At 62.7% G+C, this 23,664-nt stretch carries 15 protein-coding genes; 2 read left to right on the top strand and 13 right to left on the bottom strand.

Annotated elements, in window-relative coordinates:
• Positions 1-498 precede the first annotated feature (498 nt).
• Positions 499-2,496, bottom strand: a complete 1,998-nt coding sequence (locus C0617_RS16725) for a MopE-related protein (protein ID WP_291318177.1) — start codon at positions 2,494-2,496, stop codon at positions 499-501.
• Between the two features lie 1,562 nt (positions 2,497-4,058).
• Here C0617_RS16725 and C0617_RS16720 point away from each other — a divergent pair.
• Together C0617_RS16720 and C0617_RS16715 are read left to right on the top strand one after the other, a co-directional pair.
• The gene (locus C0617_RS16720) at positions 4,059-6,203 is read left to right on the top strand and encodes a MopE-related protein (protein ID WP_291318176.1); all 2,145 of its coding nucleotides are present in this window, start codon (positions 4,059-4,061) and stop codon (positions 6,201-6,203) included.
• Positions 6,204-6,575: 372 nt separating this feature from the next.
• Complete coding sequence (locus tag C0617_RS16715) at positions 6,576-8,426, top strand: MopE-related protein (protein ID WP_291318175.1); 1,851 nt, start codon at positions 6,576-6,578, stop codon at positions 8,424-8,426.
• A 538-nt stretch (positions 8,427-8,964) separates the two neighbouring features.
• On the opposite strand, the gene C0617_RS16710 is transcribed toward C0617_RS16715, so the two are convergent.
• The 12 genes from C0617_RS16710 to mraY all read right to left on the bottom strand — a co-directional run bounded on the left by C0617_RS16710 (position 8,965) and on the right by mraY (position 23,656).
• Positions 8,965-9,492 (bottom strand): cytochrome P460 family protein, encoded by a 528-nt coding sequence (locus tag C0617_RS16710; RefSeq protein ID WP_291318174.1) that lies wholly within the window; start codon positions 9,490-9,492, stop codon positions 8,965-8,967.
• 459 nt (positions 9,493-9,951) lie between these two features.
• On the bottom strand, positions 9,952-11,676 hold the full coding sequence (locus C0617_RS16705; RefSeq protein ID WP_291318173.1) for a radical SAM protein: 1,725 nt from the start codon (positions 11,674-11,676) through the stop codon (positions 9,952-9,954).
• A gap of 394 nt (positions 11,677-12,070) precedes the next feature.
• The gene (ftsZ, locus tag C0617_RS16700) at positions 12,071-13,222 is read right to left on the bottom strand and encodes a cell division protein FtsZ (RefSeq protein ID WP_291318172.1); all 1,152 of its coding nucleotides are present in this window, start codon (positions 13,220-13,222) and stop codon (positions 12,071-12,073) included.
• Between the two features lie 96 nt (positions 13,223-13,318).
• Positions 13,319-14,548: a cell division protein FtsA gene (ftsA, locus tag C0617_RS16695; RefSeq protein WP_291318171.1), complete on the bottom strand. Its 1,230-nt coding sequence runs from the start codon at positions 14,546-14,548 to the stop codon at positions 13,319-13,321.
• Between the two features lie 106 nt (positions 14,549-14,654).
• Positions 14,655-15,497 (bottom strand): FtsQ-type POTRA domain-containing protein, encoded by an 843-nt coding sequence (locus C0617_RS16690; protein ID WP_291318170.1) that lies wholly within the window; start codon positions 15,495-15,497, stop codon positions 14,655-14,657.
• 68 nt (positions 15,498-15,565) lie between these two features.
• A complete protein-coding gene (locus tag C0617_RS16685) occupies positions 15,566-16,492 on the bottom strand; it encodes a D-alanine--D-alanine ligase (protein WP_291318169.1) in 927 nt (308 codons plus the stop codon).
• 70 nt (positions 16,493-16,562) lie between these two features.
• Positions 16,563-17,468 carry a UDP-N-acetylmuramate dehydrogenase gene (gene murB, locus C0617_RS16680; protein ID WP_291318168.1) on the bottom strand — a complete coding sequence of 302 codons (906 nt, stop codon included), beginning with the start codon at positions 17,466-17,468 and terminating at the stop codon, positions 16,563-16,565.
• Positions 17,449-18,846, bottom strand: a complete 1,398-nt coding sequence (gene murC, locus C0617_RS16675) for a UDP-N-acetylmuramate--L-alanine ligase (RefSeq protein WP_291318167.1) — start codon at positions 18,844-18,846, stop codon at positions 17,449-17,451. The genes murB and murC overlap by 20 nt, the downstream gene beginning before the upstream one ends.
• Positions 18,847-18,856: 10 nt before the next feature.
• Positions 18,857-19,993, bottom strand: a complete 1,137-nt coding sequence (murG, locus tag C0617_RS16670; RefSeq protein WP_291318166.1) for an undecaprenyldiphospho-muramoylpentapeptide beta-N-acetylglucosaminyltransferase — start codon at positions 19,991-19,993, stop codon at positions 18,857-18,859.
• Positions 19,990-21,096: a putative lipid II flippase FtsW gene (gene ftsW, locus C0617_RS16665; protein ID WP_291318165.1), complete on the bottom strand. Its 1,107-nt coding sequence runs from the start codon at positions 21,094-21,096 to the stop codon at positions 19,990-19,992. Before ftsW ends, murG begins: the two co-directional genes overlap by 4 nt.
• Positions 21,097-21,098: 2 nt before the next feature.
• Entirely contained in the window at positions 21,099-22,457 is a 1,359-nt protein-coding gene (gene murD / locus C0617_RS16660; protein ID WP_291318164.1) for a UDP-N-acetylmuramoyl-L-alanine--D-glutamate ligase, read from the bottom strand.
• A 122-nt stretch (positions 22,458-22,579) separates the two neighbouring features.
• Positions 22,580-23,656 carry a phospho-N-acetylmuramoyl-pentapeptide-transferase gene (mraY, locus tag C0617_RS16655; RefSeq protein ID WP_291318163.1) on the bottom strand — a complete coding sequence of 359 codons (1,077 nt, stop codon included), beginning with the start codon at positions 23,654-23,656 and terminating at the stop codon, positions 22,580-22,582.
• Between the last annotated feature and the right edge of the window lie 8 nt (positions 23,657-23,664).

Below are 23,664 nucleotides of genomic sequence, written 5' to 3'. Positions count from 1 at the left end.
CCACCGAAACGAGCCGTGCCAAACATTTCCCCGATACCCCGCCAGCAATTCTCCAGGGCATTAATAGGATTTTTTTCTTCTTCATTCGGCAAAAATCTGGAGTCCTTGTACCTGTGCCCCCACTGGTGCGGAAACCCTTCACGACCTCCAGGAAACACCAGTCAACTTAATGCCCCCCTGCCCCGGGCTTAAGTTAAGCCTTTTGGTAAAGAATTGCTTGACTGAGGCCCGCCAGGGAAGTATACTTTCCTTGAACGAACGGTAGTAAAAAGCTACCTCTCCTTTTCGTTCAAGACCTGAGACGCGCTGACTCTGTGGGGAGATGCAGCGCGTCTCACTTTTTGTGCTTCAGCCTACCTTGTTCCCATTACGTCCAACCAGCTGGCGCTTGCGCGCCACGCGCCATTCCTGGCGCACAACGAAAAAAAGCCTGGGGGAACTCTCCCCCAGGCTTTTTTGTATCAGGAAGGAAGTGTTCCCTTCCTTAGCTGTGCATCTCTAGTTGCACTGATGCGGGTAAGGATTGGTATCCACGTAGTTGGAGGCTTCAGGGTCGCACGGAGTGGTCAGCCCACGCTCGGGACGCGTGAAGTCGTGGCAGAACAGGCAGTCGATCCCGGCGGAGCCGCCGGCGGTCTTGTTGATGTGGTTGTGCATCCGGTCCCAGGTTCTCGGGAGCTTCTTCTCGGCGTGGCACTGCGAGCAGATCAGAGCCTTGGTGTCCTTGAGAGCATAGCCCATGGCGTCCAGCTTGGAGGTGGAACCCAGGTCAATAGAACCGCTGCCGTGACATGCGGAGCAGTCAGCTACGTCGGTGGCCGGGGCGACACCGTGGTTGATCGCCATCTCGGCTTCCACCCACTGCCAGCTGTGGGTGCCGTTCAGGCCGGCGTTGGCTTTGCCGCGCTCGGCCGCTTCGTCATTCTTGCCGGTCATGAACTGCCAGACGATGTCGTAGGGGACCAGCTCGCCGGTGTTGTCCATCACGGCCATGTTCGACTGATGACGCTTGATCGGCACCAGCATGCCGTCGTTCAGGTCGCCGTTGGCGTCCGCCACGGTGAGGTAGCCGCTGGCCGGGTCGACCTGGTCAACGGTTTCGCCGAGGTTGGCGATGTAAGAGGTGCCGTTGAAGAAGACGTGATCGGGAGCCACGTTGGCTTCCTTGACCTCGTGGCCGGCCCAGGCGCCCTGGCCGTTGCACAGGGCCTGGTTCCAGTGCGGGCTGGTCCAGTCGCGGTGCATTTCGGTGGCGCCGCCCTTGGCGAACTCGGCGATGTGGCAGGACTGGCAGGCAACGCGGTAGACGTGGCGGTCGCCTTCGCTGCGGTTGGCGCCGGCGGCGGCGTGACCGTTGCCGGTTTCAAAGCCGGTATGGCACTCGACGCAGGCCTTGACGGCGACACCTTGTTCCGTCGGGCGCAGGTCGATGCCGCGGCCGGGGATCTTGTGATTGGAGGAGACGTGGCAGTCGGAGCAGGAGAGCCCCGCGCCGCCGCTTGCCGCCGAGGCGAGGTGGACGTCTTCGGCCGCCGTCGCGGTCGCGGTGTTCAGACCGATATCACCACGCTTGGTCCAGTCGCCGCCGCCAGCTTTCGCGTGGCAGGAGAGGCAGGTCGAGGTGGTCGGGCGATGCACGCCGGCGATCAGGTCGGTCGCGGTCAGGCCGGGCATGGCGCCCCAGTTGAACTCGACCATGAAGTTGCCCTGGGCGTCCTTCTTGGAGGGAATGTAGGTCTTCGGGGTCCCCTGCCAGTCGACCACGTTGTAGAAATTGGCCGGATCGTCTTCCGCGGTGAACTTGCGCTTGTACTGGTCGTTGTGGCAGCGCAGACAGTCGATGTCCGCGGCGCCGAGGTTCTCGTACTTGCCGAGGGTCGGGTGGCAGCCCATGCAGGCGGCTCCCGCCTGTTCCGGACCAGGATAGCTGCAGAAGGTGTTGATTTCACGGTACTTGTTGCTGTCGTCCAGGTTGTTAACGACGTCCGGGGTCGCGATCGGCTTCAGGCCGTGCAGAGCGTTGGCGATGTGGGAGCCTTCCAGGGAGTGACACTCGAGACACTTGGCGGTCACCTGGGCCGGGGTGTCGAAGGTCCCGGTGATGCCGTCATGGGTGCCGCCGCCACCGCAGCCTTCGTCCACCACGCTGTCGCAGTTGTCATCGATGCCGTTGCAGATCTCGGTTGCACCGGGATTCACGGCGGGGTCGCTGTCGTCGCAGTCGACAGTGTCGTCGTAGCCGTCGCCGTCGGCGTCGACAGGGCCGCCGCCGCAGGTCGGGTCGGCCCCGTCGGTGAATCCGTCGCAGTTGTTATCGATGCCGTCGGTGCAGATTTCGGCTGCGCCGGGGTTGATGGCGGGGTCGTTGTCGTTGCAGTCGACGTTGGACTTGTAGCCGTCGCCGTCGTTGTCGACGGGCTTGCCTGCAAAAGCAGAGGTGCTGGTAAAGGCAAATACCAGACAGATTATGCTGAGGAACACGAAAACCTTCTTCATTTCCATCTTCTCCTTTTCTTGTTTTCCTTGGTCCGATTTGTGGGGCCGACACCTGACATCGACTCGGTTTCCGATCCCTGCCCGGCCAATCTTCCCCACCCCCAATGATGTGACGTCCGCCTTTGCCTTTCCATACCTCCTTTCAAGGGCGAACATTAATTATTCGTCTTTCCATACTCCACCAATCGTGCCAATTCGGGGATGGTCCGAAACACTCGCTCGCAAGCAACTGAAAACACAGCTCACTTTATCTACGCTAGGTATCTTGACCCATGCCTTTGGTGGGGTGTTCTCACCAGACATTCTTGACCTCCTTGGTGGGGCATAAGACACACCGTGGGCCAATTGCCCCATTAACATTGTAAAATATTGCTCAACACTCATGTGGCTTTCATTATCTCCCAACTTGTCTTTTTCCGAGATCCACACCGCATTCAATTCCCGACGTGAAACTGAATATTGTTTTGAGAAGCCCAGGCTTGGCCGCCCCCCATTCTTCCCCCCCCTGCCACCACGACCTTTCTTCTTCACACCAAACGAGGGCAAGTGCCCCCCTTTTTCCCCGAAGCGATAGGTCTTTTGCGCCGTCATGGAAAGATGGCGGGCAACAGGGCCATCTCCCCCGGTTGCGGCATTTATGGGTATTGCCGAACCAATCCAAGACGGCGGGGACGCCAAGATTGCCCCAAGGCCAGCCAAACGGGCTCTCACTGCGCTACCCCAATCCTGCCTACGGCGTCCTCCATTGCCCGAGAGCTCTCCATTCAGGCTGCCGTGAGCAGCCCGGCTACCGACTCCTTCTGACTTCCCGTTCGCCCTGCGCCGGAGCCAAAGCCGACCGTCCCTTTCCGCTCCTGGCGAGGAGCGCCGCGTCAAGGCGTAGATGGACAATGAAACGATCAGTGGCCCCTCCGCGCTCGGGCACCGGCACACGAGGTCCAGGCCGGGCTCCTGCACTCAACGCCACCGCGAAAAGTGCCCAAGGCGCGTACCGCTTCCAGATCCTCAGCCCTGTTGAGAAAGGGCCAAGGCATGGCCACGACTTCATCCGTGAATTCGACCGCGAGGGCATCAGCCCCTTCGGGCCATAAAACGGTGATCTTGTCGCCCATTGCCCCTTTCCCCCTGAGTGCAAGTCACCCATGACCTGAAACGAACCTTCGTGTCCGTCCATATTCCTCGCGGTTGCTTCACCGAGCAATCGAATAGATGAATAATTAATAATTGACCTTCTCTACTCTACTGGACTGCCACAACAAATTGCGGCATCTCCCCCAGATACCCGATCATTTCCCCCAATTTTAAGTTAAATTCACAAAACTAATATATTCAACAACCCGCTTAAACAGCGTAAACATTAACCTACTTTTTCCATTCAGTTTGCGGCATTGTTGTTGCAAACTGTGTCAATATTCCGCACGACAAGGGGTTAAATTGCCCGACAAAGGAGGTGACCCGGAAAAGGCAACAGGCAACCGTTTTCGTAATCATGGAGAAGGCCAGGGGGGCAGCCGCCGAGAGGGGTCTTTTCCGCAAGCCCAAACCAAAGAGAGAGGATGAACATGAAGAAGGTATTTGCTATCCTGAGCGTTCTGCTGCTGGCCCTGGCCCTCAGCACCACCGGCGCCCTCGCCGGAAAGCCCGTCGACAACGACGGCGACGGCTACAAAAACAACGTCGACTGCAACGACAGCGATCCCGCCATCAACCCCGGCGCTCCTGAAATCTGCGACGACAGCATCGACAACAACTGCGACGGCTTCATCGACGGCGCCGACCCGACCTGCGGCGAGCCCCCGGTCGATGTGGACGGCGACGGCTACGACAGCACCGTCGACTGCGACGACACCGACCCGGCGATCAATCCCGGCGCAACCGAGATCTGCGGCGACGGCATCGACCAGGACTGCAGCGGCGCCGACCTGCCCTGCGGCGGCTCGATCTGCGCCGACATCACCAGCATGAACGAGTGCAATAACGATCCGGCCTGCGAGTGGATCGGCACCAAGAAAAACGGCTCCTGCCAGGATCTGGCCGGCCCGGTCGACGCAGACGGCGACGGCTACGACACCACCGTCGACTGCGACGACACCGACCCGGCGATCAACCCCGGCGCCACCGAGATCTGCGGCGACGGCATCGACCAGGACTGCAGCGGCGCCGACCTGCCCTGCGGCGACAACCATTCCAGCCTGACCTGGGCCGACTACCCCACCGCCTGCCTCGGCTGCCACGGCACCCAGTACAACGAGATGGCCAACTCCACCCATTACAAGTGGGTCGGCGACACCACCGAGATGGCCAACCAGAACGGCACTCAGCAGGGCAAGCTGACCAACGCCGTCAACAGCTACTGCATCAACATCCTCGGCGACTGGAAGATCTGCGGCAAGTGCCACGCCGGCCGCGGCCTGCGTCCCGACGATCCCGCCGCCGACAACAGCAACATCGACTGCCTGGCCTGCCACAACGCCGACTACGCCATGACCCGCACCCGCCTCGCCGACGGCACCATGGGTCCCCCGACCGGCACCGCCCAGGCGGTTCTCGACGGCTACGTGCAGAACATCGCCCCCCCGACCCGCGCCAACTGCCTCAAGTGCCACGCCAACGCCGGCGGCGGCGACGCGGTCAAGCGTGGCGACCTCTCCATGGCGACCATCTCTAACTCCAGCGCCAACTTCGACGTCCACATGAACGTCAACGGCGACCCGGTCGAAGGCGACCTGCAGTGCCAGGCCTGCCACGTCTTCCAGAACCACAAGACCATCGGCCGCGGCTCCGACCTGCGCCCCACCGATGACACCGCCCGCGGCAGCGACGTCCAGTGCATCACCTGCCACATCGGCATGGACAGCGGCACCGGTCACACCGACGCCGGCGCCAACCGCGTCGACGCCGACAGCCACGTGCCCCACGTCGCCTGCCAGGCCTGCCACGTCGAAGAGTACGCCAAGGTCGCCACCGAGACCCACCGCGACTGGCGCTTCCACCACGACTGCAGCCCGGCCGACGGCGTTTCCGGCCCCGGCCACCCCCACGTCTACACCGATGCCAACCTGACCCCGGTCTACAAGTTCTGGAACCGCACCAGCGACAACTACCTGCTCGGCGACACCGCCGTCATCGATCCGGCCACCGGCTTCTACCCGACCTCCCGCCCCCTCGGAAGCATGGACGACGGCAAGCTCTACCCCTTCAAGTACAAGACCGCCGACCAGCCGATGATCACCGCTACCGGCGAACTGCTCGCCCTCGACACCCTGGTCTACATCGGCCAGACCGGCGACGTGGTCGAGGCCATCGAGTCGGGCCTGGTCAACTCGGGCTTCCCGGCCAGCGAGCCTTACGAGTGGGTCACCACCGACACCTACCAGCTCCTCAACCACGGCATGGGTCCCGCGGCCAACGTCGACTGCGCCCAGTGCCACACCAACTGGGGCATCGACACCGACAACGAGCTCGACCTGCTCGGTTACAAACTCAAGGGCGCCAAGGCGGACATCTGCTCCCAGTGCCACGCCGAGAAGAACCTGAAGCGTGACCACTTCCAGATGCACAACCACATCAACAAAGGCGCCGGCATGGACTGCCTCTTCTGCCACAGCTTCACCCGCCAGTCCGAGCGCGGCGGCATCGGCCCCTGCGATGCGAACGCCAGCGATTTTGTTGACAACATTCCGTTCGCGCACCCCGAGTGCAACTAAGCATCACCATCGACCGTAACGGTTGAATGAAATCGAAGAGGGATGTCCGCCAGGGCATCCCTCTTTTTTTGACACTTTTTCCTCCATCCCACCCATAAACCCAAGCGCCACCCTGGGGCATATCACCCACCGCATCCTGAGCCATTTCCCCCAAACCGTTAAACCCATCGCACTAATCATATAAATTACAACTTGCTTAATTCCCGGAATCGTTCACTCGGATAGACAATTTTAATGCAGGCACCATTGTTGCAGCCCAATTATCCCCGTCTTACATTTTGCGCGGCGAGAAAGGAGGTGACTGGGGGAAATCACCCGCCGGCCGCTTTTCGTATTTGACCAATCCAATCTAGAGACGAGGGAGAGAACACCATGAAGAAGGTCCTAGCAACCATCAGCGTTCTATTTCTGCTGCTGACATTCAGCAGCGCCACGGTCTTTGCGGGAAAACCTGCAAGTGACCGTGATGGAGATGGCTATCTTTCAACCGTCGATTGCGACGACAGAGATGCCACGATCAACCCCGGTGCCACAGAAATCTGTGACGGCGTTGACAACAACTGCGATGACGTGATTGACGAAGGATGCGGCGGTTGCACCCCGGTTTCCGAGATCTGTGACAACGGTATCGACGACGACTGTGATGACGCTATCGACTGCGCCGACAGCAACTGCACTGCCGACCCGGCCTGCAGCACCTGCAACCCGATCCCCGAAAACTGCACCGATGGTGTCGACAACGACTGCGACGACGCCGTCGACTGCGCCGACAGCGACTGCTCCGGCGACCCTGCCTGCAGCAGCCCGCACTCCGGTCTCCTCTATCAGGACTATCCGAACAACTGCATGGCCTGCCACAACACCCAGTTCAATGAAATGGCCGACGCCCTGCACTACACCTGGGTCGGCGATGCTCCCGACATGACCAACCAGCCCGGCACCCAGCAAGGCAAATTGACCAACGCCTTGAACAGCTACTGCATCAACATCCTCGGCGACTGGCCGGTCTGCGGTTCCTGTCACGTCGGCCGCGGCCTGCGCCCCGATGATGCCCAGGCCGACAACAGCAACATCGATTGTCTGATGTGCCATAATGCTGACTATGCCATGGCTCGCGTCCGTCTGCCCGACGGCAGCATGGGCCCCTCCAGTACTGATACGGCGGTTCTCAACGGCTACCTGCAGAACATTGCTGCACCGACCCGCCAAAACTGCTTGAAGTGCCATGCCAATGCTGGCGGTGGCGACGGCATCAAGCGTGGCGACATCTCCATGTCTGACATCACCAACACCGATCCCGACTTTGATGTCCACATGAACATGGGCGGCGCCAACGTGGCCTGCCAGGACTGCCACGCCTTCATCAACCACAAGGTCACCGGCAAAGGGTCCGACCTGCGTGCCACCGATCATGCTGCTGAAGTTCAATGCACCAGCTGCCACGCTGGCATGGATAGTGGGACCGGCCACACCGACGCTGGCCTGAACCGCACCGATGCCGACCGTCATATCGCTCGAGTCGCCTGCCAAGCCTGCCATATCGACGAATACGGAAAGGTGCCCACCGAAATCCACCGGGACTGGGAATTCCACCATGACGGTGAGCCGGCTGACGGCGTCTCCGGCCCTGGGCATCCCTATTCTGAGATGGCTGCCAACCTGACTCCGGTCCTCAAATTCTGGAACCGGACCAGCCACAACGCGCTGCTCTACGAAACTGCTGTTCTCGACCCTGTGACCGGCACCTATCCTACCTCCCGTCCGAACGGCGACATCAACGACGGCAAGTTGTACCCCTTCAAGTACAAGACCGCTTACCAGCCGAAAACCGTCGCTGACGATGTGATCATTTCCGTCGACACCTTCGACTTCCTCAAGGTGACCGGCGATCTTGACACCGCTGTTCAGTCCGGCCTGGTCAACATGGGCTATCCCGCTAACGAGCCCTATGAGTTGATCACCACCGAGACCTACGCCCTGCTCAACCACGGCATCCCCCAGGCGGCTACAATCGACTGCGCCCAGTGCCACAGCGACTTCAGCGTAGGTAGCGACAACAAGCTCGACCTGCTCGGCTACAAGTTGAAGGGCCCGAAAGCGCAAGTCTGCAACCAGTGCCACAGCGACAAGAAACTGCCCCGCACCCAGGACCGGATGCACGGCCACCTGCAAAAGGGTTCCGGCATCGGCTGCGGTTTCTGCCACAGCTTCGAGCGCCCCTAGCGCGGCCTCTGCTCGCCCTGCGACCCGGCCTGCGTGAGCGAGTTTGTCGACACCACTCCCTACGACCACAGCGATGTCTGCAACTAGCCCTCAGGGGCCCTGACGAATATCCCGCCTTGGATGAAATGCTATCGGGGCCGGCCTGCAACGGGCCGGCCCCTTTTTCATGGAGCGGTCGAAAGGTTCTGAACAAAATCGGATCGTGGTTCGCCTGACTTTCCCCTCTCCGCAAACTATTAATCATTTGCCCTCCCCCCGGCGGCCGAGGCCGGAGCGAAGCGGGCCTGTTTGAAAAAACCAACCGAATGTCCGAAGCCGAAACCAAGTTTTCCTTCGCGCCAGATACCCAGCGAAGCGAAAGGAACCCACTATCGCCTCGGCGATGGCGGGCAAGGCCTTGGGGCGTCCCCGCAGGGACTTGAACAGGAACGGGACGCCCCCCCAAGTCCTCTGTTAAAACAATTAAAAAGGCCGCCCCGCTATAACAGCGAGACGGCCTCGAGATGATTGGTCCTTAACCCTATCTTATTTTACAATATCACTTGGTGGGCCCGGTAAAGAGCCAGTCGTTGCTCTTGACCGCGATGTGGCACCCGATACACCCGGCCACCTTGCCCTCTGCTTCGATCTTGCCGTCAGGAGTGTACTTGAGCCAGAACCAGTCGCCGGCCGCCGCGTTGTAGCCCGTCTTCTTGTACATTACCGTGACCGCGGCCAACACCTTGCGCGAGGTATAGTTTTCCTTGACGATAAAGGCGGTGTCGGGGATCTCCCCGGCCTTGTCCTCGATGGCGCCGTGGGCCAGCGGGGAGACGTAGGTGGTCAGATAGGAACCATGGGGATGCTGCCCCTTGTACAGCTTGCCCTTGCCAGGCCACAGGTCCCAGTTCTGGTAGGGGTTTTCCTTGGTAATGTAGTCCATAACGGCCTGCCCGGCCGGGGCGGGGCAATAAGCCCCCTCACCTCCGGTTCCCGGACCGCTTGAGCTGCCGGAGGCGCAGGCACCGAGGAAGGCGACGGACATCAGGACGATCAGAACAAGGGACAGGCGGGAAAATCGCTTCATGACACTCTCCTTGCAAGGAAATATCAGCCGACAGTAAGGTTCTAGGAACGTCTTTCCTTTAGTCAAGCAGACTTTTCTTGTGAGTCAAGTCGGGCAGTTAGCAAAGGCGGAAGAACCCGGGCCGACACCGGAGACCGATCAGAGACAATCGGCCAGCCAGCCGCCGGTGCTCCGCACGCGCTGGCTGAGAAGGCTGGAGATCTTGAGCTGCACCTTTCCCCACAGAGGGGGTGCTCCATCTCCAACCGCGAAAGGTGACCGCTCCGCGGGGCACCAGGCAGGATTCGAGGCAGCCGGCAAGAGTCTCGACCTCCCTCCACTCGAGGTCGTTGGTCCAACGGGTCCGGTCGGCCACGGCGGCGACCTCCTCCCGAAGAAGATTATGCCTCGGGAGTACCGTGTTGTCATCCCAATTTTTCACTCATCCCCCCCGGGCAACTTTCCACGTTTCACGGCCTTTCACCCGCATACCCCGCAGCGCCGGCAACCGGGCGTGCAGCGGGGAGTTGCCCGTCCCTCCAGGGCGCGCTCGTATTCCTGCCACAGGTAGTCCCGGCGCACCCCGTTGTCGATCACGTCCCAGGGGAAGGTCTCGTTCTCGCCCCGCGTCCGGTACAGGTAGAACGCGGGGTCGAGGCCGGCCTCGCGGCAGGCGGCCCGCAGGTTCTCCCCCGCGGCCAGAGCCGGCAGTACGCTCCCGACCCTCCGGTCCCCCCGGGAGAGAAAGGCCTGCAGCGCGGCCCCGCGCAGGGACTCGAAAGTCGCTTCGACGTTGGCCTGCCTGGCCGAGAAAGAGCGGATGCGACGTACTTTTTTGCGCAGGCTCTTCTCCTGCTCCATGGGGGCCCACTGCAGTGGAGTGAAGGGCTTGGGGATGAAGGGGTTCACCGAAAGGGTTATTTGGCCCAGCCGCCCCAGGCGCTTTCCCTCGGCGACCCAGACCTCGCGGATGCGGGTGACCAGGCCGAGCATTTCCTCGATGTCCTCCTCTTTCTCCCCCGGCAGGCCGATGAGGAAATAGAGCTTGAGGTTGGGGATGCCGCCTTCGGCCAAAAATCGCACGGCGTGCAGAATCTGGGCCTCGTCGAGCCCCTTGTTGATCAGGTCCCGCATCCGCTGGCTCCCCGCCTCGGGGGCGAGGGAGACCGTCTTGTGTCCCGACTCCTTGAGGGCGGCGACCTCCTCGGCGGTCAGCGAGTCGATGCGCAGGCTCGCAACCGAGACCCGGCCGCCTCGCTGAAGAATAGCCTGGTTCAGCTCCTCGATGCGGGAATAGTCGGAGACGGCCGCCCCCACCAGCCCCACCTTGTTCCGGTGACAGAGCCCCTCCTCCACCTGCTCGGAGAGATGCTCCAGGGAGCGTTCCCGTGGGGGGAGATAAATAAAGCCGGCGGCGCAGAAGCGGCAGCCGCGGGAGCAGCCGCGGGAGATCTCCACCAGGGCCATGTCGCCGAATTCGGTCTCTCCGGCCTGGACGAAGGAGCGGGTCGGGGCGGCGTCGAGATCGGCCAGCCACTGGCGCCGCACCCGCGCCGGGGCGCCCTCGCCGGGACTGCAGGAGCAGACGGTGCCGTCCTGTCGGTAGGCAACCTCGTACAGGGAGGGAACGTAGATTCCGGGCAGGGCGGCCAGCCGCTGAAACAGAGGGGAGCGTTCCTGATCGGCCTCTCCGAGAGTGTCGAGAAGGCCGGGCAGCAGGGCCTCCCCCTCCCCAACCGCAAAGAGGTCCATGATCCCGGCGAGGGGCTCGGGATTCAGAAAAGCGCAGACCCCGCCGCAAAGGACCAGGGGAAAACGCGCACCCCGATCGGCGGCCAAGAGGGGAATGCGGGCCAAGTCGAAGAGGACCGGCAGGTGGAGGTAATCATTCTCGAAGGAGATTGAAAAAGCGATCAGGTCGAAGTCGGCGAGGGGCCGGCCCGACTCCAGGGAGAAGAGGGGTGTGCCGGTCTTGCGGTGTTCGGCAATGTCCTCCGGGTCGGGAAGAAAAAAACGCTCGCACAGGGCGCCTTCGCGGCTGTTGACAAGGTGGTAAACGGAGAGGAACCCGAGGTTGCTCATGGCCTGATGGTAGGTGTTGGGATAGACCAGGGCCACGCTGAGCCGTCCTCCCCAGGGGTTGGATCGGCAGCCGGTTTCCTCCTGCATGCGGCGGCGGGCCTTCTCGAGCAGCTTACGGGACATGATTCGATGACTCCACCTGTTTATTGTCGCATCCATCCCTCCCGAGCGCAAAGCCGGGAACGCCTACGGCCCGGGAAGAGACGGACACCTGAACAGGAGACCGGGGCTTCTGTAAATCGGATCTGCGATGACAGCGCCGAAAGGGTCGTGGGTCGGCCTGGCTCCGCCGCGGTTTTCAAAGTCCCCGCGGCCCCACGGCCCCACGGCCCGGAAACCCCAATTGTTGCGCGGTTCGAAAAAAAGGGGACCGCACCATGCGGTCCCCGCTGAAGAGGGAGTCATAACAACAAGAGCAAAAAACACGCCGTCACCGTTCGGGCCGGACGGAGAACCGGCCCGGGAGCGACGAAAAGAGACTCTGCCGGGGACCCCTTCGGGCGTTGGTTGGTCGGCCCTAGTCCACCCTGCGGCGCAGGAAGGTGGGGATTTCGTACTGATCCTCCTCGTCCATGACGCGGTCATAGCTGCTGCCGCTGCGCTTCTGGCGGTCGCGCAGGAAGGTCGGCAGGTCCCGGTCGATGCCGTCGACGGTGGGCGCCTGGGCCACGCGGCTCTTGACCTCCTCGACCTCGCGCTGCTCCTTGTCGAAGGCGCCGCCGAAACCGGTGGCGATGGCGGTGATCTTGATCTGGTCTCCAAGGTCCTCGTTGATCACCAGGCCGATGATGATATTGGCATCTTCATGGACCTTTTCGTGAATAATCCGGGATGCCTCGTCGAACTCTTCCATGGTCATGTTGGACGACCCGGAAATGTTGACCAGGACCCCCTTGGCACCCGAGATGTCGATCTCCTCGAGCAGGGGACTGCTGATGGCCTGCTGGGCGGCCTCGGCGGAGCGCTTTTCGCCATCGGCCAGGCCGATCCCCATCATCGCCATGCCCCGCTCGCTCATGATGGCCTTGACGTCGGCGAAGTCGACGTTGATGAGGCCGCTGGTCGTGATGAGATCGGAAATCCCCTGGACCGCCTGGCGCAGAACGTCGTCGGAGGGCTTGAAGGCGTCAAGGATGCTCATGTTCTTGCCGGCCAGGCCGAGCAGCCGGTCGTTGGGAATGACGAGCAGGGAGTCGACGACCTCCTTGAGCCTCTCAACCCCTTCATCGGCCTTGACCATGCGCTGTTTGCCCTCGCGGGAGAAGGGCTTGGTCACCACCCCCACGGTCAGGGCGCCGACCTCCCTGGCCACCTCGGCGATAATCGGCGCAGCGCCGGTGCCGGTCCCCCCGCCGAGGCCAGCGGCGATGAAAACCATGTCGGCGCCCTCGAGGGTTTGCGCCAGGCGCGCCCGATCCTCAAGGGCCGCCTCGCGGCCGATCTCGGGATTGGCTCCGGCCCCGAGCCCCTTGGTCAGCTTGTTGCCGAGCTGAAGTCTGACCTGGGCGCGGCTCGACCGAAGGGCCTGAGCGTCGGTGTTCGCCACAAAGAAATCGACCCCCTCGACGTTGGAGACGATCATCGTGTTTACCGCGTTGCTGCCGCCCCCGCCGACGCCGATGACCTTGATCTTGGCCATCTGGTCCAAACTTTCCTCCAATTCAAACATGACTCCCCCGTTCTCCTTTTGGTTTGAAACTCTCCGTTGGTTAATCCATGTCCCGCCCGCCCCTCAAGCAGCCGGGAGCGATCCTCCTGACATCGTTCAGAAAAACTCGCCGAACCACTCCTTCATGCGGCGCACGACCTTCTCGAACACGTTTTCCTGACCGATGGAAAAGTTGCTGGTCTGCATGTTCTTACTGCCGTACTTGACCAGGCCGACCCCGGTGGCGTAGATCGGCGAGTTGACCACGTCGGTCAGCCCGCCGATGTCCCGGGGCACTCCCCTGCGCACGGGCAGGTTGAAGACCTGCTCGGCGAGCTCCGGCATCCCTGGCAGGATGCAGGACCCCCCGGTGAGCACCACCCCGGAGGCGATGAGGTCCTCGAAGCCGCTCTTGACGATCTCCCGGTTCACCAGGGAGAAGATCTCCTCCACCCTCGGCTCCAGGATTTCCGCCAGCAGCTGCCGGGAGAGGACCCGGGGCTCGCGCCCCCCGACCGAGGGGACCTCAATGGTCTCGTCCTTGCCGACCATGGAGGTCAGGCAGCAGCCGTATTGCTGCTTGATCTTCTCGGCTTCGGCCATGGGAGTTCTCAGCCCGACCCCGATGTCGTTGGTGAGGTGGCTGCCCCCCAGGGAAAGGACCGAGGTGTGCTTGATGGCGCCATCGACGAAGATGGCGATGTCCGTCGTCCCCCCGCCGATGTCGACCATGGCAACGCCCAGCTCCTTCTCGTCGGAAGACAGGACCGCCTTGGAGGAGGCGAGCTGTTCGAGAACGATATCGGCGACATCGACGCCGGCGCGGTTGCAGCTCTTGATGATGTTCTGGGCGCTCGCCACGGCCCCGGTGACGATGTGCACCTTGGCCTCCAGACGTACGCCGCTCATCCCGAGCGGCTCCTTGATGCCGTCCTGGTCGTCGATGATGAATTCCTGGGGAAGGATATGAACCACCTCGCGGTCCATGGGAATGGCGATGGCCTTGGCGGCATCGATGACCCGCCGGATGTCGTCGTTGGCGACCTCGCGGTTCTTGATGGCGATCACGCCCTGGGAGTTGAAGCCCTTGATGTGGCCGCCGGCGATCCCTGCGAAGACCGACTTGATTTCACAGCCTGCCATCAACTCGGCCTCACGGAGGGCCTTGCGGACCGCCTCCACGGTGCTCTCGATGTTGATGACAACCCCTTTGCGCAGCCCCTGCGAGGGGCTGGTCCCGATTCCGACAATGTCCAGCCCCTCGTCGGTAAGGTTGCCCACGATGGCGCAGATCTTTGTGGTGCCGATGTCCAGGCCGACGACCAGATTGTCCCTTTTGTTGCTCATCTTCTTTCCCTTCCCCCTAAAACGATATGTTCTGCCAACTCATGATCCAGGCCGGACCGGCCCCATCCGGGCCCGCTCTGGAATGTGCCCACAGCGCGAGTGCGGGCTACCCCCGGCCGGTGGCCGTCCCGCGGTCGATCTTGACCACCACCCGGTCGTTGACGTTGAGATCGATGGACTTAAGACCCAGCAGGCGCGGTTCCAGGTCCTGGTAAATTTTTTCAAGTCGGTCCAGTTTGGCGGCGAAATTGCCGTATCCCATCCGCACCGGAATCCCCCCCACATAGGTGTAGAGATTGAACCCCTCGGCCTGGTCGATGTGGACCTCGGACACGTCCCGAAGGTTGAAGTGGCTGCGACTGGCCAATTCGCCGATCAGGGCCACGGCATCGACCAGAAGACTCCGGGCGGCTTTCGAATTCTGCAGAAGGAACTGCCTGTCGATCCCCGTCACCACCGGAAAGTCGAGGCTGTCCTTGGGCTCCAGCGTCTTGAATATCTCCCCCGTTACGTCCACATAGTAGAGATACCCCAGGTTGACCACCGCCTTGGGCTCGCGCTCGGCAACCCGAATGACCACTCCCCGGGGGAAAACCCTCTCCACCTGGACGGCGGCCACCCAGGGGTTTTCCTCGATCTTGCGGCCGATCATCTCCAGGTCCAGATCGAAAATCGCGGTTCCCATCTGTATGTCGGAGAGAGCCAGGACTTCCTCCTGGCTGACCCGGCGGTGATTCTCCACCCGCACCTGGTCAACGCGGAAGTACCCCGAATCGCACAGCAGGCGGCAGGCCAGAACCCCGCCGCAGACCACCAGGGAACAGCTTGTAGCCAAGACGGTGAGCCGCAGCAGACGCTGAAAGTGTTTCTTCCACTCCCGCGGCTGGCTCTCCCGCTTGCGGCGGTTGGCCTTGACTCGGCTACGCTTCTGGGCTTTGAGGTCCGTCATGCCATCCTGCTTCCGTGCTTCGGTGCTATCGGGGAAAAAGCCCCTGCCTCTTCATCGTCATTCGCGCGCTACTTGCCGACCGACGCCCCCTCGAGGATCTGCTCCACCAGTTCCTCGAAAGTCAGTCCCGCCTCCCGAGCCGCCTTCGGCAGAAGGCTGGTCTCGGTCATACCGGGAATAGTGTTGACTTCCAGACAGAAAAACTCGCGTCCCCTCACCATGAAATCGACCCGCGCGGCTCCGGCGCAGCCCAGGGCGCGGCAGGCCTCGACCGCGTCCTGCTGGATCCGCTCGTAGAGGGCCCCCTCCAGGGGAGCCGGCAGAAGATACTCGGTCTGTCCGGCCGTATACTTCGCCTTGAAGTCGTAGAATCCTCCCTTGGGCACAACCTGGATGATCGGCAGGGCCCGTCCGTTGAGGACCCCGACTGTCACCTCCTCGCCGCGGATGCAGTCCTCGATCAGCACCAGATCGTCGCTTTTGAGCGCCTCGCCCAGCCCCTCCCTCAAAGCGGAAAGGCTCTCCGCGATGCTCACCCCGATGGTCGACCCCTCCCGGGCCGGCTTGACCACAAGGGGAAAGTGGCGGCAGCGGGCCAGGAGTTCCTGTAAATCGTCGCCCCGGCGGTACGCCTCGAAAGAGGGCGTGGAAATCTCGTGAAACAGGAGGACTTTCTTGGCGGCCACCTTGTCCATGGCCAGGGCCGAGGCCAGAACCCCGCTCCCCGTGTAGGGAATGCCCAATAGTTCAAGCAGCCCCTGGACCGTTCCGTCTTCGCCGTAGCGACCGTGCAGGGCGACAAACGCGACCTCGACCCCTTCTGTGCTGAGGCGGGTGGCCAGATCCCGTCCGGCGTCGATAGCGACGGCCCGGTAGCCGCGCCTCTGCAGGGCGCCGAGCACCGCCTCGCCGGTGCGCAGGGACACTTCCCTCTCCGCGGAGAGGCCCCCCATCAGAACGGCGATTTTTTTGGTTTTCAGTTCCTGTCGAGTCATAAAATATCCTAATAGCTCACGGAATGCCAGAACTCTCTACCCTTCGTCTGGCCATCGGGAAAAATCGGCCTTATCCATCCTCCCCGGCGATACGGACCTCTGGTTCTAGTGTCACCCCACTCCTGCTGCAGACCGTCTTCCTGACATACTCGATCAATTCCATAACGTCCCGTGCGGTGGCGCCTCCGGTGTTGACGATAAAATTGGTGTGGACCGTTGAAACTTGGGCCCCCCCCACGCTGGCGCCCCGCAGACCGGCCTCATCGATGAGGCGCCAAGCCGGGGTGCCGGTAGGATTCTTGAACACCGAACCGGCGCTTGGACCGCGTACCCCCTGGCTGCTTCGCCGCCGGGCCAGATGTTCGCGAATGGTCTGTTCCAGGGCAGCCGGGTCTTTGCGTTCAAAGGCGAGCAGAACCTCTACGACTACCCTGTCCCGGGGAAGAGAGGAACCGCGATAGCCGAAGTGAAGCCTCGGTGCTTCCCAGATCTCCTCGCCCTCCGGCGAGGCCAGAGTCACGGCCCGAACCACCCCTGCCAGGTCCTGGCCCCCCGCGCCGGCATTCATGGTCACACCGCCCCCGACCGTGCCGGGAATGCCCGCCAGTGCCTCCAGCCCGGCGAGGCCCCTCCGGACGGTTTCGCGGATGAGGGTCATCAGGGGAAGTCCACCACCGGCACGGGCCAAACCTTCCTCTTCGAAAACAAGCTCCTTTAAGCCCCCGGTGTGGATCACCGCCCCGCGGATGCCACCGTCCCTGACCAGCAGGTTGCTCCCCGCACCGAGAACCATCCAGGGCAGGCCGGCTTCATGGCACAGGCCCAGAGCGGCGAGCAGGTCGGAACGATCGACCGGAACCAGGAACAGGTCGGCCGGTCCGCCCACCCGCCACGTTGTATGGCGGGACAGGGGTTCCCGGACCAGGACGCGACCCCGCAGGGCGGCGCTCAACTTATCAAAGATCTCCGGGGACACCCGCCCCCCCTTCGCGCAGGCGGCGGGCCAGGGAATCCCCTACCTGCCAGACGTTGCCGGCACCGAGAGTTATGACGATATCCCCCTCCCGAAGCTCGGACATGAGATGAGAGACCACCCCATGCTGATCGCCGATGTAATGGGCGCCCTTGTGCCCGTGGCCGCAAATCCCCTTGACAAGATCCTTCGCCTCCACTCCCGGCAGGGGGTCCTCACCGGCCGCGTAGATGTCCATCACCACGAGGTGGTCGGCCTGGTAGAAGGCGGTCACGAACTCGTCAAAAAGCGCCTGGGTGCGGCTGTAGCGATGGGGCTGGAAGACCGCGACAATACGCCGGTCCCAGCCGGCGCGGGCCGCGGCCAGGGTAGCGACGATCTCGGCCGGGTGATGGCCGTAGTCGTCCACCACCATGATCCCCCGTTCGTCGTACTTGATCTGGAAGCGTCGATCCACCCCGCCGAACCCGCCGAACCCCTCGGCCACCGTCGCGAAGGGAATGTCCAGCTCTATCGCAACCGCGACCGCGGCCAGGGCATTGAGGACGTTGTGGCGGCCCGGCATGTTGATGGAGAGCCGTCCCAGCTCCTCGCCCCGGCAGTGAACGGTAAAGGAGGTGCTCCCCTCGCGGTGCTCGATGCGGGTGGCCTGAAAATCGGCTTGGCTGGTCATGCCGTAGGTGGCGAAACGCTTCTTCACCCGGGGGATGATGTCCTGGATGTTGGGATCGTCGAGGCACAGCACCGCAAGTCCGTAAAAGGGCACCTTGTTGATGAAATCGACAAAGGTGTCCTTGATCTGCTCGAGATCGCGGTAGTAGTCGAGATGGTCAGCATCGATGTTGGTAACCACCGCAATGGTCGGGGAGAGGCGCAGGAAGGAGCCGTCCGACTCGTCGGCCTCGGCCACCAGGAACTTGCCCTGCCCGAGCTTGGCGTTGGAGCCGAGGGAGTCCAGGCGGCCTCCGATGACCGCGGTGGGATCAATCCCGCCGTGCACCAGGACCGTCGCCACCATGCTCGTGGTCGTTGTCTTGCCGTGGGTTCCGGCCACCGCGATGCCGTACTTCATGCGCATCAGCTCCGCCAGCATCTCAGCCCGGGGAATCACCGGGACGAGGTGACGGTGGGCCTCCTGGACCTCGGGGTTGTCGGCCTTCACCGCGGTCGACGTGACGACCACGTCGGCCCCCTGCAGGTTCGCCTCCCGGTGGCCGTAGGTGATTTCACCGCCGAGTTCCTCGAGGCGGCGGGTGGTCTCCGACTCGCGCAGATCAGAGCCGGAAACCTGGTAGCCGAGGTTGAGCAGCACCTCGGCGATGCCGCTCATGCCGATACCGCCGATGCCGATAAAATGTATTTTCCGAATCCGTCCGTACATATCGTCCGTCTTATATTGCCCGAAGGGGCGGGTTGTTTTTGCTTTTGTCGTTACCGGCCGAGCCGCCCTGACGCCGGGGCCGGGCGATGATCCGGCATTCCTTCAGGACCAGGTCCACGGCTCCCTTGCGCCCGAGGGAGCGTGCCACCCCGGCCATGGCCAGGAGGCGCTCCCGGTCTCGGAACAGGTCGGAGACGAGGCGGACCAGCAGTTCGGCCGTCAGGTCTGCCTGAGGCAGGAGCAGGGCAGCCCCGCGCCTGGCCAGTGCGTTGGCGTTGGTGGTCTGGTGGTCCCCTGCGGCGTGAGGATAGGGGATCATGATCGCCGGGCGTCCGCAGGAGGTCAGCTCGGCGACGGTGGTCGCACCGGCCCGGCACACCACGAGGTGGGACCGGGCGTAGGCCTGTGCCATGTCCTCGATAAAGGGGACCACCCCTTCCGGGTCCCAGCCGGCGTTGCGGTATCCCTCCCGGACCCGCTCCAGTTCCTTGGGGCCGCTTTGGTGAAGGATGGTCAACTCCCCCTTCAGAGGCTCGAGCAGGGGCAGGGTTTCCACCATCGCCTCGTTGATCGCCCGGGCCCCGAGGCTGCCACCGAAGACCAGCAGAAGCGGGTTTTCCCGGGGGATGGGCGGGCACTCGTCCATTCCCTGGCGCAGGGGATTGCCGGTCACCACGGTGCGTCCGTGGTGAAAGGCCCGGTCGGCGTCGGCGAAAGAGACACAAACCCGGTCGGCCCAGCGGGCGAAACACCGGTTGGTCAGGCCCGGCCAGGCGTTCTGCTCGTGGATCAATACGGGGTATCCCCGCATTTTGGCCGCGGCCAGAACCGGGGCAGAGGCGTAGCCGCCCACACCGACCACAACGTCGGGCCGGAATCGTTCGAGGATGGCCAGGGATTGGCGCACGCTTATGGCCAGGCGCGGGCCGAAGGTGAGCTTGCCGGCCCAGCCCTTGCCGACGAATCCGGAAATGTCGATCGTCTCGAGGGGAAGTCCGAGTTCGGGGATGACCCGCGCCTCGATCCCCCGCTTGGTCCCGACGAAGAGCACCTCGGAGTCTTCCTCTGTCTCGATCAGCCTTTGGGCCAGCGCCACCGCGGGGAAAAGATGTCCACCGGTCCCCCCTCCGGCCAGCAGCAGTTTCATCGCGCCTCCCCCGTTCCCTGACTGGAAACGTTGAGCAGGATTCCCACCGCAAACAGGGTCGTCACAAGGCTGGTGCCTCCGTAGGAAAGAAAAGGCAGGGCCAGACCCTTGGTCGGCACCATTACCATGACGACGGCGAAATTGACAAAGGCCTCCAGGCCCAGCAGCAGGGTCAGGCCGAAAGCCAGGTAACGCCCGAAATCATCGGGCGCCCCGACGGCCGCGCGCACCCCTCGCATGACGAGCACCAGGAACATGGCCGCCACTACGACCACCCCGGCGAATCCGAGTTCCTCCCCGACGACCGAGAAGATAAAATCTGTGTGCGCCTCCGGCAGGTAGAAGAGCTTCTGCTTGCCCTCGCCCAGCCCCTTTCCGAACAGCCCGCCCGAGCCGAAGGCGATCCAGCTCTGAATGATCTGGAAGCCCGAGTTGGTCGGATCATCCCAGGGGTTGAGAAAGGCCAAAATCCGTTTGCGCCGGTAATCGACGTTCATCACCGCGAAGTACAGAAAAGGCAGGGCCAGCACCAATAGGGAGAACAGGTAACTCAGCCGGGTCCCCGCCACCAGCAGCATCACCATGGCCACCCCGGCCAGGGTCAGGGCGCTGCCGAGGTCCGGCTGCATCAGCAGCAGCATCAGGAGAAGGGCGAGGACCACCATGTAAGGGATGAAGCCGAGCTTGAAGGTTTTTATCTTCTCTCCTTTTTTGGCCAGAGAGTGGGCCATGTACAGGATCATTGCCAGCTTGGCCAGCTCCGAGGGCTGAACGTTGACGGGACCGAGGCGGATCCAGCGGCAGGCTCCTCCGGCGTGGGTTCCCACGCCGGGGATCAGCACGGCGACCAACAAGGCCGCGCACAGCAGCAGGAAAGGGACCGCTAACCGGCGCAGCAGGTGGTAGTCGATGTGCATGACCGCGGCCATGATCATGAAGCCGGCCAGGGCAAAGACCCCCTGTTTCTTGAGAAAGTAGAACCCGTCGGAGAATTTCTTGGCCGCCATGATGGAGGAGGAGGAATAGACCATGACCACCCCGAAGCAGGTCAGCACCACCGCCAGCAGGAGGATCGTGGAGTCGAAACCTTTTCTCGCATCCATGGCTAGACCGCCTCTCGTTGGGGCAGGGCGTTCACAGCCCGGCAGAATGCATCGCCGCGCTCCTCGAAATTGGCGAACATGTCGAAACTGGAGCAGGCCGGGGAGAGCAGGACCGAGCCCCCCGAAGGCGTCAGTTCCCGGGCCCTTTGCACGGCGTCATCGAGGGTTTCGACCCGCACCGTGTCGGTGTGCCCGGCCAGGTCCCGGGCCATGCGCTCGGCTGCCTGGCCGATGAGTACCAGATGGGCGACCTTCTCCCGGAGAGGGCCGGCCAGGGGGCCGTAATCGCTTCCCTTGTCCTTGCCGCCGGCGATCAGGGTCACCGGGGCAGCAAGACCTGCGAGGCTCTTGACCACGCTGCCCACGTTGGTCCCCTTGGAATCGTTGTACCAGGCCACTCCGTCAAGCTCGCGAACGAGTTCCATCCGGTGCGGCAGGCCGGCACAGCTGCATGCGGCCCGCCAGGCGAGTTGCGCCGGGCAACCCTCGAGCAGAGGGGGAATCAGGGCGGCCATGACGTTCTCCAGATTGTGCGCACCCCTGAGGCGCAGTTCCCGCGCCGGGAAACGGTGTTCCTCCCCCCCCCAGCGCCAGACGATCTCGCCCCCCTCAAAGCCCATTCCCGCCGGCAGCAGCCGCCGGGAGGAGAATTCCACGCGCCGGGCCCGGATCGCGGCGGCGGCCTCCTGCACCAGGGGGTCGTCGGCGTTGAGGACCGCCACGTCCGAGTCGGTCATGTTCTCAAAAATCCGCATCTTGGCGGCGACGTAAGCGGCCATGTCGGGGTAGCGGTCAAGATGATCATCGCTGATATTGAGCAGCATGGCGTAGCGGGGCCGGAAGGACTCGATCCCCTCGAGCTGAAAGGAGGAAAGCTCGGCCACGATCCAGTCCCAGGCCCCGCCCACCGCCTCGACGAGGGGCGTCCCGAGGTTGCCGCCGACGAAGACGGCCCGTCCCCAGGCCTGGAAGATCTCCCCCGCCAGGGTCGTGGTCGTCGACTTGCCGTTGGTCCCGGTAATCGCCACCATCGGGGCGGAGAGCTCCCGGAAAGCGACCTCGACCTCTCCCAGCACCGGCACGCCCAGACGGATGGCCCCGGCAACCGCAGGCACCGAAAGGGGAACCCCGGGGCTGATCGCCACCAGGTCCGCGGCGCCGAAATAGGCCGCGGTATGACCGCCCAAATCGAGAGCGACCCCCGCTTGCCGCAGCGGTTCCAGTCCCGCAATGCGCGCCGCGGGGCGCCGGTCCGACAGAATGACCTCGGCCCCCCGCTCATGAAAGTAGCCAGCCAGGGCCAACCCGGTGCGCCCGGCGCCGACGACTACGATCTTTTTATTGCGCAAATCAGGAGTCATAAAAATCAGTCGTTAGCTATCAGCTTTAAGCTGAAAGAAAAACCTCGTTTTTTCTGCTCTTTTTCCTGTTTGGGTCATTTTGATTTTACTTACAGCTTCCGGCTTAAAGCTTTCAGCTGTCTCTATCGCAGTTTCAGCGTCGACAGACCCACGAGGGCCAGGATGATACTGATGATCCAGAAGCGCACGATGATCTTCGGCTCGGGCCACCCCTTCAGTTCGAAATGATGATGAATGGGAGCCATGCGGAAGATCCGCTTGCCCCAGAGCCGGAAGGAGACAACCTGGAAGATCACGGACAGGGCCTCGACGACGAAGATTCCGCCGACGATGACCAGAACGATCTCCTGCTTGGTGATCACCGCAATGGTCCCGAGTGCCCCGCCCAGAGAGAGGCTGCCCACATCCCCCATGAAGACCTGGGCCGGGTAGGTGTTGAACCACAGAAAACCGAGCCCCGCCCCGACCATCGCCCCGCACAGCACCGCCAGCTCGCCGGCCCCCTGGACGCTGCTGATCTGCAGGTACTCGGAAAGGCGGGCATTGCCCGCCAGGTAAGCGAAGAGGAGGTAGGTCCCGGTGGCGATGATCATCGGACCGATGGCCAGGCCATCCAGACCGTCGGTCAGGTTCACCGCGTTACCCGCCCCGACGATGACCAGCATGGCGAAGGGGATATAGAAGATCCCGAGGTCGGGCCGCACCCCTTTGAAAAAAGGGACTGCCAGAGTCGTCTGGAAAGAGGGAAAGACATAAAGGGACAAGCCCGCCGCCAGGGAGATGAGAAGGAGCCAGAACATCTTCTGCCGGGCCGAGAGCCCGTCGCTGCTCTTGCTTTTGACCTTGCGGAAATCATCCACGAAGCCGACGGCTCCGAAACCGACGGTCACCAGCAGTGTCACCCAGACATAGGTATTGCCGAGGTCGGCCCAGAGCAGGGTCGGCAGGACAATGGCGAAAAGAATCAGGGTGCCGCCCATGGTCGGCGTCCCCTCCTTCTTGAAATGAGACTCGGGGCCGACCTTGCGGATGCTCTGCCCGATCTGCAGCCTGGAGAGTTTGTCGATGAGCCACGGCCCCAGGATGAAGGAGATCAGCAGGGCCGTGATCGTGGCGTAGATGGCCCGGAAGGTGATGAACCTGAAGACGTACAGGACCGAAAACTCTGTATGCAGGGGATATAAAAAGTGATAAAGCATCCACCGAT

Source organism: Desulfuromonas sp. (assembly GCF_002868845.1).
GTDB lineage: Bacteria > Desulfobacterota > Desulfuromonadia > Desulfuromonadales > BM501 > BM501.
Note: the sequence above shows the minus strand (reverse complement) of the source record. Positions and strands in the feature narration are given on the sequence as shown.

Coding starts and splice junctions, on each gene's coding strand:
- C0617_RS16725 (WP_291318177.1), bottom strand. CDS start 2,496: ATGAAGAAGGTTTTCGTGTTCCTCAGCATAATCTGTCTGGTATTTGCC.
- murG (WP_291318166.1), bottom strand. CDS start 19,993: ATGAAACTGCTGCTGGCCGGAGGGGGGACCGGTGGACATCTTTTCCCC.
- ftsW (WP_291318165.1), bottom strand. CDS start 21,096: ATGGATGCGAGAAAAGGTTTCGACTCCACGATCCTCCTGCTGGCGGTG.
- mraY (WP_291318163.1), bottom strand. CDS start 23,656: ATGCTTTATCACTTTTTATATCCCCTGCATACAGAGTTTTCGGTCCTG.
- C0617_RS16705 (WP_291318173.1), bottom strand. CDS start 11,676: ATGTCCCGTAAGCTGCTCGAGAAGGCCCGCCGCCGCATGCAGGAGGAA.
- C0617_RS16685 (WP_291318169.1), bottom strand. CDS start 16,492: ATGACTCGACAGGAACTGAAAACCAAAAAAATCGCCGTTCTGATGGGG.
- C0617_RS16715 (WP_291318175.1), top strand. CDS start 6,576: ATGAAGAAGGTCCTAGCAACCATCAGCGTTCTATTTCTGCTGCTGACA.
- murD (WP_291318164.1), bottom strand. CDS start 22,457: ATGACTCCTGATTTGCGCAATAAAAAGATCGTAGTCGTCGGCGCCGGG.
- ftsA (WP_291318171.1), bottom strand. CDS start 14,548: ATGAGCAACAAAAGGGACAATCTGGTCGTCGGCCTGGACATCGGCACC.
- C0617_RS16720 (WP_291318176.1), top strand. CDS start 4,059: ATGAAGAAGGTATTTGCTATCCTGAGCGTTCTGCTGCTGGCCCTGGCC.
- C0617_RS16710 (WP_291318174.1), bottom strand. CDS start 9,492: ATGAAGCGATTTTCCCGCCTGTCCCTTGTTCTGATCGTCCTGATGTCC.
- C0617_RS16690 (WP_291318170.1), bottom strand. CDS start 15,497: ATGACGGACCTCAAAGCCCAGAAGCGTAGCCGAGTCAAGGCCAACCGC.
- ftsZ (WP_291318172.1), bottom strand. CDS start 13,222: ATGTTTGAATTGGAGGAAAGTTTGGACCAGATGGCCAAGATCAAGGTC.
- murC (WP_291318167.1), bottom strand. CDS start 18,846: ATGTACGGACGGATTCGGAAAATACATTTTATCGGCATCGGCGGTATC.